The sequence below is a fragment of the Nereida sp. genome, assembly GCF_965655635.1.
Lineage (GTDB): Bacteria > Pseudomonadota > Alphaproteobacteria > Rhodobacterales > Rhodobacteraceae > Nereida.
In genome coordinates this window covers 1-7,425 of sequence record NZ_CBFHHE010000056.1, presented here as the reverse complement: position 1 = coordinate 7,425, position 7,425 = coordinate 1, and the positions used below count along the sequence as shown (strand labels likewise).

Below are 7,425 nucleotides of genomic sequence, written 5' to 3'. Positions count from 1 at the left end.
TTTCACGTGAAGGGTCGGTTGGCTAGCCTGCACTTTACTCTGAATTAACTTGGTGGATATCGATCTACTAAACACATGAATACAAAGGCTTACGGTTAACAGATAAAAGTAAAAAAAGTTGAGTTTGCTTTAACTGAACCGGATCAGCCGCATTCGAAGGACACTACCGATGCTAGAGATCAAGAACCTGCACGTAAAATTGGAAGACGAAGACAAGCAAATCCTCAAAGGCGTTGATTTGTCTTTGGAAGCGGGCAAGGTGCACGCGATTATGGGGCCAAACGGGTCTGGCAAGTCGACGCTGTCATACGTGCTGTCTGGCAAGGATGGCTATGATGTCACAGACGGCTCAGCGCATTTGCAGGGCGAAGATGTGCTCGATATGGAACCTGAAGAGCGTGCTGCGGCTGGTCTGTTTTTGGCGTTTCAATACCCTGTGGAAATTCCCGGTGTTGGCAACATGACCTTTTTGCGAACAGCGGTGAACGCACAGCGCAAAGCACGTGGCGAGGAAGAACTTTCTGCAGGTGATTTCTTGAAGGTTGTACGCGAGAAAGCCAAGACGCTCAAAATTGACGCTGATATGCTGAAGCGTCCGGTTAACGTGGGCTTTTCGGGTGGTGAGAAAAAGCGCAACGAGATTTTGCAAATGGCAATGCTTGAGCCAAAGATGTGCATTCTTGACGAGACGGATTCAGGCCTTGACGTTGATGCGATGAAACTTGTGTCAGAAGGCGTGAATGCGCTGCGTGACGCGGGACGCACGTTCTTGGTGATTACACACTATCAACGCTTGCTCGATCACATCAAACCTGACGTTGTGCATATCATGGCAAACGGTCGAATTGTGAAAACAGGTGGCCCAGAGCTGGCGCTTGAAGTTGAGCAAAACGGCTACGCCGACATCTTGGCTGAAGAGGTGGCCTGAGATGGGATTGCCTGACATCAAAACAAACCTGACTGATGCGCGCCTTGCTGCGCAGCCAGTGCCACAAAGCGGTGCCTGGCTTGCCGCAGCACGTGATGACGCCTTGGCGCGGCTCCGTGCCATGGGTCTGCCGACCAAGCGCGATGAGTATTGGAAATACACTGACCCAAGCACGTTGACCGAAGCGGTAGCCCAAAGTGCAGACGTATTTGACGCAGCGGACGAAGCGCCACTTTATGACGGTATCGACCGTCTGAAGTTGGTGTTCGTCGATGGTGTTTTCGACGCGGATGCCTCTGACGATATGGCGCTTGAGGGTGTTGCGATTGAGCGCCTTGCGGAAGCGGGTGCTGCGGATATCCATTGGGCGAAAGACCTATATGGTGTTTTAGAAGCCAAAGGTCAGTCGCCAGTTGAGCGTCCGCTCGCGGCACTGAACTCTGCCACGGCTACGGATGGCGTTTTGATCCACGTGACTGGCACGCCAAGCAAGCCAATTAGCCTGATTTACCGTCATGCAGATGCAACAAGCGACGCGACCCTTCACCATGTGATTAAGGTTGATGCGGGTGCGGAAGTCACTGTGCTTGAAAACGGTCCTGCTGCTGCGCGTTTTAACAAATGCATGGAAGTCGATGTTGCTGACGCTGGCGTCTTTCATCACATCCTCGCGCAAGGGCGTGATCATGAGCGCCGTGCGGTGACGCATATCTTTGGCCGTTTGGACAAAGAATCCATCTTTAAATCCTTCACCATGACCGCCAACGGTGTGCTGACCCGCAACGAAGTTGTGCTTGAGCTGACTGGCGACGATGCACAAGCTTCTGTTGCTGGCGCGTGTATGGGCGACGGTGCGTTTCACCACGACGATACGGTTTTCATCACCCACGACGCGGTCAACTGCGAAAGCCGTCAGGTGTTCAAGAAGGTGCTGCGGAACGGCGCGGTGGGCGTTTTCCAAGGTAAAATTCTGGTTCAGCCTGATGCGCAAAAGACAGATGGCTATCAGATCAGCCAATCTCTTTTGCTTGATGATGACAGTCAATTCCTTGCCAAGCCAGAGCTTGAAATTTATGCCGATGACGTTGCTTGCTCGCACGGATCGACATCAGGTGCCATCAACGAAGAAGCCTTGTTTTATCTGCGCTCACGCGGCGTAGAGAAGGGCACAGCCGAAGATCTTTTGGTGCTATCGTTTTTGGCAGAAGCTATCGAAGAGATCGAGAGTGACGAAATCTCGGAAGACATCTTGGCCCGCCTCGAAGCGTGGCTGATGCGTCGCCGCGGCTAAGGTGTCTGTCAGTTCTGATATTGTGGCGACGTACCGTGGGCCTGGAAAGGTCATGCGGCGCTTGCTGACGGCTGGTCAACGTGAGGATCGGGCCCTCGCCATTTTGATGGCGGGGTGCTTGCTGATGTTCGTCTCAAGCCTGCCGCGTCTTGCACGCGAGCAGTTTGAGCAGGGCGGCGACCTTACGCAAATGTTGACCTATGAGTTTGTCAGCTGGATGCTGTTTTGGCCGCTGCTATTCTACATCTTCGCAGGTTTGATCCACGTGGTGACACGCCCATTTACGAAGATGGGGACATTTTTCACCACACGGCTCGCAGTATTCTGGAGCTTTTTTGCAGCAACACCTCTCGCGCTTTTGAATGGCCTTACGGCAGGGTTCGTGGGCGAAGGGCAATCGCTTGTGGCAGTTGGCGTCCTGTGGCTGGCTATCTTTTTGTGGTTTTTCATTGGGTCGCTGCGCGCGACATTTCAGGTGCCATCATGAGCGGCTTTCCCGACATCGCCACGCTGTTTCGCGTGACATTGCGTGACCCGAAAGAGGGGGCGTTTGCAGCCCTTTCGCTGCCAATTCCGCGCGAGGCTGCCATGCCGATCGTGTTGCTGGTATCGATCCTGTCTACGCTTTTGGCTTTGATTATACAGTTTGTGGCCCCACAACAGCTTCCAAGCGAGATGGAAGAAATAGCACGCCCCGAACCTTGGCTACTTGCAGTTCGTCAGTTCGGTCAGTTGATGGTACTGATTTGTGCGATCTACTTTGGCGGGCGTATTTTAGACGGGCGCGGCGGCTTTAAGGACGTTGCGGTCGTGCTGTCATGGCTGCAAATCTACTCAATACCTTTTCAACTGACGGTCGTTTTGTCAGCGGTATTTGCCCCACAGTTGGGGGCTGTTCTGTTCATGTGCGTGGGGGCCTATTTGATCTATGTCATGGTGGGCTTCATCGACATCGTGCATGAGCTTGGCTCAATGTGGAAAGCCACAAAGCTGTTGATTTTAGTACTTGTTGCGCTGGCCCTTGGTTTCAGCCTTCTATTAACCGTGTTCGCCACTGGCGCGTAAGCCGCCGGCAAAAGGAGAGACCCCGAGATGTATAATGTAGCTGAAGTGCGCAAAGATTTCCCGATCCTGTCGCGTGAAGTGAATGGCAAACCGTTGGTTTATCTTGACAACGGGGCCTCTGCGCAAAAGCCGCAAGTGGTCATTGACGCCGTGACCAAAGGCTATGCGGAGGAATACGCCAACGTACACCGCGGGCTGCATTATCTGTCAAACCTTGCAACGGACAAATACGAAGCGGTGCGCGGCAAAGTAGCGAAGTTTTTCAACGCGCCATCAGAAGATGAGATTGTGTTCACCAGTGGCACGACAGAGGGCATTAACCTTGTTGCGTATGGCTGGGCGATGCCGCGTATGGAAGCCGGTGATGAGATTGTGCTGAGTGTGATGGAGCATCATGCCAATATCGTGCCGTGGCATTTCTTACGCGAACGTCAGGGTGTTGTCCTAAAATGGGTTGATGTTGACGCCAACGGCGCCCTTGATCCTCGAGCGGTGATAGATGCGATTGGGCCAAAAACAAAGCTTGTCGCAATATCGCATCTTTCCAATGTTTTAGGCACCAAAGTTGATGTAAAATCTATCACTGAGGCTGCGCACGCAAAAGGCGTTGCAGTACTGGTGGATGGTAGTCAAGCGGCTGTGCACGGGCCCGTCGATGTGGCCGATATTGGCTGTGATTTTTACTGTGTGACGGGGCACAAGCTTTATGGTCCGTCTGGGTCTGGTGCGAATTACATCAAGATGGATCGCATGAAAGAAATGCGGCCGTTTATTGGCGGTGGCGACATGATCCGTGAGGTTCACCGTGATAGTGTGACGTGGAATGCGCCCCCGATGAAGTTTGAAGCAGGTACTCCTGGCATTGTTCAGACGATCGGCTTCGGTGTTGCATTGGATTACATGATGGACCTCGGTATGGAAAATATCGCGGCCCATGAGGAAAAGCTGCGCGACTATACGTGGGCCAAGCTAAAAGGCCTGAATTGGTTGAATATCCAAGGGCAAGCCCCTAATAAAGCTGCTATTTTCAGCTTTACAATTGATGGTGCTGCCCACGCGCACGATATTTCGACTGTGCTTGATAAAAAGGGTGTGGCCGTACGTGCGGGTCATCACTGTGCACAACCGCTGATGGAACACATGGGCGTTCCGGCGACCTGTCGTGCATCTTTTGGTCTCTATAATACCGAGGCTGAGGTCGATGCGCTTGTTGATGCACTTGAGCTTTGTCACGATTTATTTGCCTGAGATTGCGTAAAGCATCAGTTTGATCAATATCGGCGTTGCGAGGAAAGCTGCGCACAGGTATAGAGTGTCAAAAGGTCCTTTAGCTCAGCTGGATAGAGCGCTGCCCTCCGAAGGCAGAGGCCAGAGGTTCGAATCCTCTAAGGACCGCCACCCCTCATAAACACTACGTAGTTTATTGGATTACTGAGCGTTGTGTCCAACTTTCGAATGCGAGTTGGAATAAGCCCTCACGTAATGAGCCAGATCAAGGCGCGCCCTTTGTTTTGTGGGCGTAGCAAGTTTTTGTGAAATCTCGCATTTTTTCGTGAGCGGAGTTTTTTATCGCTAGTTTCGATTAGGTCATGCTACGTTAACTTCTGTAACGAGTAAAACGAGTAATAATTTAATGATTAAATTGACGACACTTGCAGCGGTGGCAACTACTGGGCTTGCGGCTCCAGCGTTTTCCGATCCGAGTATCGGTTTTGGACTTAACTTTTCGTTCGGTGGAAATGGTGTTGTAACCAGCCTCGGCGTACGTGGGTTTACCGACAACGAAGAAGACAAAGTGGCTGGTAGCCTAGGTCTGGACTACGTTTGTCGGAGACAACCGCGTGCGGCAAACGGTTGGTATCGCGCACCTAGGTAATGGAAACTACATCGGCCTTGATTTGGGGTTCGATAGTGGACAGGTCGAATTTGGTTTGGGCGCTGGTGTGGTTGACACTGATGACGATGTTGTGTCGCGCCAGGCAGCTAGACAACCTCTTCAATTCCTGTAATGCTATTGACGCACTTGACCTGCAGCGGTTGAAACCGTTGCAGGGATCCTATTACCGTGTAAGTCTAGTCAATGTTCCTTTTGGCGGCTCGTATTGAGTGCGCTGAAGAAAAGGGCCACGTGGCGTCAGGTTTTGGCCTTTACAATTATTAGGTTGCCCACCGGCACTATGACCAATTAATCATCTAACGCACCAAGTCCACATGCCACAAAAGCTTCAAGCCGCGTGATCTCTGTCTTACTTAGCAATACGCCGTGTGTATGGGCTGTCTCGCGTGCAGCGTAGCGTCGTTCGGAAGGCAGTCGCGCGCCTTGGTCTGTCATTGCGTTGATCAGCACCTCGCCCTCTGCCACCGGATCGCGCCCACTACTGTGGGCAAACCTAGCCGGATCAAAAGCAATGATAAGCGCACCGTGGCGGGGCAGCGGGCCGCCTTCGGCAAAATCAAGCGCCTCTTTACTCATGAATTCGCCCAACATTGCCCCTGCCATAAGTTCGATCATTGACGAGATCGCAGAGCCTTTGTGCGCGCCAAATGGCAGCATGGCGCCTGCGAGCTCTTCGGCGGCGTCAGTTGTAGGGCTGCCGTCAGGGGTATTGCCCACCCTTCTGGAATAGGCTCTCCGGCGATACGGCGCATTTCCATGTCCCCTCTGGCAGCAACGCTTGTTGCGAAGTCGAACACGTAAGGGTGGGTACCTTTGCGGGGATTGTTGCGGAAAAATTTTGTTCCGTTGAGGCAAACAGCCCAACTCCATAATTTATCCAATGAAACTACATGGTAAAATGGCTCCGACGGTAGGGATCGAACCTACGACCAATTGATTAACAGTCAACTGCTCTACCGCTGAGCTACGTCGGAACACTCGCGACGGCTATAGCAATGGTGTTTGGGCGCGTCCAGAGGCATTTTGGCAAAAATAACAAAATTAAGACTGAATTTTTTCGAGTAGTCGAAATTTGGTTTGAATAGAAAGGGTTCCTTCGGGTGAAACGCGTTTTTTAGTCATAAGATCAATGAGATGGGCTAGTACGTTTTGCTCGGCTGCGGGCCAAAGACTGGGGCTGATGTCACTGTATATATGTTGTGTCAGCTCTTTTGGTGTCTTTGGGCCTTCTTCCAACGTCCTGATGATCTGTCCGATGCGTTCCATGCGGTGGCTGATGAGCCAATCAATCCGTTCTTGGGGATCTTCGATGGCCTCTCCGTGCGCAGGTAGCAGTCTATGCGCCGCGCGCGTTCTGGTTTGTTCGCATGACGTAATGAACTGCGTCAGGTCCCCATCGGGCGGCGCCACCAGCGATGTTGCCCATGCCATGATCAAATCACCGCAAAGCTCAGCATCCCGCACAGCGAAGCTCATGTGATTGGCGAAATGGCCGGGTGTATGATGTGCGGCAATGCGCCAGCCCGCATGTTCGATCACTTGACCATCATCTAAATGGACATCTGGTAGGAATTGATGATCCACACCTTCGCCACTCTTTAGGGTGTCTGTCCGCGCGAGGGCGCTCATGACATCACTCCGGCCTGTGGTGCTGTCTCCAAAGGCGTGTACTTTTGCGCCGGTGATTGAGGCAACGCGGGCGGCAAGAGGGCTGTGGTCAAGGTGGCTATGGGTCACAAAAATATGTGAGATGCGCTGATCTTTTTCAAGAGCGTCCATGAGGGCCTGACAGTGGGCGTCATCAAGCGGGCCGGGGTCCACCAGCGCAAGGTCCGATGTGCCAATCAAAAAGCTATTGGTTCCCGCGCCTGTGAGCGGCGAGGGGTTGTTGCAGGTGATCCGTTTGATGTTTTGTGCCACCTCGATGGGCTGGCCGTAGGGCAATGACATTTTCGGTGCTTTCCATCTGGGGGCGCTAGGGCTAGATATAGGGCATGATTTTCCCGTGGCTCAAACGATATATGCCGCGCTCGCTTTATGGCCGGGCCGCACTGATCCTTATTCTGCCGGTTGCTGTGCTGCAAATCGTAGTGGCGGTTGCGTTTGCTCAGCGTCATTTTGATGGTGTGACCGAACAGATGAGCCGTGTTTTGGCCATTGAGTTGCGTTATCTGACGTCGCAAATCAACAATGCGGCGGGTGTTGAGACGGCAGCGGTTGAAGCAGGCCGCATCGCGCGGGCCC

At 52.7% G+C, this 7,425-nt stretch carries 6 protein-coding genes, 2 tRNA genes and 2 pseudogenes; 7 read left to right on the top strand and 3 right to left on the bottom strand.

What is annotated here, in order from left to right:
- Positions 1-169: 169 nt before the first annotated feature.
- The 6 genes from sufC (at position 170) to ACTF5M_RS11140 (ending at position 4,682) form a co-directional block, all read left to right on the top strand.
- Positions 170-928: a Fe-S cluster assembly ATPase SufC gene (gene sufC, locus ACTF5M_RS11165; protein WP_438961045.1), complete on the top strand. Its 759-nt coding sequence runs from the start codon at positions 170-172 to the stop codon at positions 926-928.
- A gap of 1 nt (position 929) precedes the next feature.
- Positions 930-2,219 carry a SufB/SufD family protein gene (locus ACTF5M_RS11160; protein WP_438961044.1) on the top strand — a complete coding sequence of 430 codons (1,290 nt, stop codon included), beginning with the start codon at positions 930-932 and terminating at the stop codon, positions 2,217-2,219.
- A gap of 52 nt (positions 2,220-2,271) precedes the next feature.
- Complete coding sequence (locus ACTF5M_RS11155) at positions 2,272-2,706, top strand: hypothetical protein (RefSeq protein WP_438961043.1); 435 nt, start codon at positions 2,272-2,274, stop codon at positions 2,704-2,706.
- Entirely contained in the window at positions 2,703-3,284 is a 582-nt protein-coding gene (locus tag ACTF5M_RS11150; protein ID WP_438961042.1) for a YIP1 family protein, read from the top strand. Before ACTF5M_RS11155 ends, ACTF5M_RS11150 begins: the two co-directional genes overlap by 4 nt.
- A 27-nt stretch (positions 3,285-3,311) precedes the next feature.
- A complete protein-coding gene (locus tag ACTF5M_RS11145) occupies positions 3,312-4,532 on the top strand; it encodes a cysteine desulfurase (protein ID WP_438961041.1) in 1,221 nt (406 codons plus the stop codon).
- 73 nt (positions 4,533-4,605) lie between these two features.
- A tRNA-Arg gene (locus ACTF5M_RS11140) sits at positions 4,606-4,682 on the top strand.
- A gap of 787 nt (positions 4,683-5,469) precedes the next feature.
- Here the strand turns inward: ACTF5M_RS11140 and ACTF5M_RS11135 are convergent.
- The 3 genes and pseudogenes from ACTF5M_RS11135 to ACTF5M_RS11125 form a co-directional block, all read right to left on the bottom strand.
- Positions 5,470-5,978 (bottom strand): annotated as a pseudogene (locus ACTF5M_RS11135) (Ldh family oxidoreductase).
- Between the two features lie 102 nt (positions 5,979-6,080).
- Positions 6,081-6,155 (bottom strand) — tRNA-Asn (locus tag ACTF5M_RS11130).
- Between the two features lie 67 nt (positions 6,156-6,222).
- Positions 6,223-7,131, bottom strand: coding sequence for an MBL fold metallo-hydrolase (locus ACTF5M_RS11125; protein ID WP_438961040.1), 909 nt, complete (start codon positions 7,129-7,131; stop codon positions 6,223-6,225).
- Positions 7,132-7,175: 44 nt separating this feature from the next.
- On the opposite strand from ACTF5M_RS11125, the pseudogene ACTF5M_RS11120 reads away from it, so the two are divergent.
- Positions 7,176-7,425: pseudogene (locus tag ACTF5M_RS11120) on the top strand (ATP-binding protein); the annotation flags it as partial.

Excerpts from the sequence above, each read along its gene's own strand:
- sufC (WP_438961045.1), top strand. The coding sequence starts at position 170 with ATGCTAGAGATCAAGAACCTGCACGTAAAATTGGAAGACGAAGACAAG.
- ACTF5M_RS11160 (WP_438961044.1), top strand. The coding sequence starts at position 930 with ATGGGATTGCCTGACATCAAAACAAACCTGACTGATGCGCGCCTTGCT.
- ACTF5M_RS11155 (WP_438961043.1), top strand. The coding sequence starts at position 2,272 with ATGCGGCGCTTGCTGACGGCTGGTCAACGTGAGGATCGGGCCCTCGCC.
- ACTF5M_RS11150 (WP_438961042.1), top strand. The coding sequence starts at position 2,703 with ATGAGCGGCTTTCCCGACATCGCCACGCTGTTTCGCGTGACATTGCGT.
- ACTF5M_RS11145 (WP_438961041.1), top strand. The coding sequence starts at position 3,312 with ATGTATAATGTAGCTGAAGTGCGCAAAGATTTCCCGATCCTGTCGCGT.
- ACTF5M_RS11125 (WP_438961040.1), bottom strand. The coding sequence starts at position 7,131 with ATGTCATTGCCCTACGGCCAGCCCATCGAGGTGGCACAAAACATCAAA.